This is a genomic window from Candidatus Igneacidithiobacillus taiwanensis, assembly GCF_031962545.1.
GTDB classification, from domain to species: domain Bacteria; phylum Pseudomonadota; class Gammaproteobacteria; order Acidithiobacillales; family Acidithiobacillaceae; genus Igneacidithiobacillus; species Igneacidithiobacillus taiwanensis.
On record NZ_JAVRKK010000232.1, the window covers coordinates 1 to 777 of the forward strand.

Sequence of the window (777 nt, forward strand, 5' to 3'; positions counted from 1 at the left end):
AGCGTCAGCGCATAGAAGACCGCTGGCGGATTTATCAATTGCGTCACCATCCCTCCTGGTGGCGGCGCCTGCTCCTGTTCCTGAGCCTGATCGGGCCCGGCATTCTCGTCATGATCGCTGACAACGATGCCGGCGGTGTCATTACCTACGCCCAAACCGGTGCGATGTACGGCATCGGCTTCTTTATTCCCTTTTTGTTGCTGATGATTCCTGTCGCTTATATCGTTCAGGAGATGACGGTACGCTTAGGTGCGGTTACCCATCGCGGCCATGCAGAAATGATCTGGGGACGTTATGGGGCCTTTTGGGGTCTCTTTTCCTTAATTGATCTTACCATTGCAAACATTCTTACCCTGGCCAGCAGGACAACCTGCAGTACAGGCCGGATATAAGGCTGTATTTGACTAACGGATCCACTAATCGACCGTCGACTTGCACAAACGGAGGCATCCATATAAGGCCACGCGGTGTACTGCAACCGCCGAAACGACTGCGCCAGCTGGGAGTGCAGGCGAGTGCTGTGCCGCATGGTTGCCGTCGAGATGTAATGGATGCCTCCTGAGTAGCGATGGAGTTTTTCGATGCCTCCCAACATTGCCAGGGCACCTCAGAGGGGCTCTAACGGATAGTTGGCGGCAGTCCAGGCATCGATTCCTCCAGCGATAGAACGAACCTGTTTGTAGCCCAATTTCTTCAATTGATGGGCGGTAAGGGCAGCGCGACCACCAGCTTTACAGTAAACGATGATCTCTTGTTCTTTGCTGTCAAGAGCTGGGT

2 protein-coding genes are annotated in these 777 nt (G+C 53.9%); one reads left to right on the top strand and one right to left on the bottom strand.

Annotated elements, in window-relative coordinates; all coding sequences use genetic code 11:
• The coding region (locus RTI30_RS14140) for a divalent metal cation transporter (protein ID WP_312284137.1) at nt 1-392 on the top strand (392 nt) is incomplete at its 5' end.
• 215 nt (nt 393-607) lie between these two features.
• Here RTI30_RS14140 and RTI30_RS14145 read toward each other — a convergent pair.
• Nucleotides 608-777: rhodanese-like domain-containing protein (locus RTI30_RS14145; RefSeq protein WP_409449724.1), on the bottom strand; the 170-nt coding region annotated here is incomplete at its 5' end.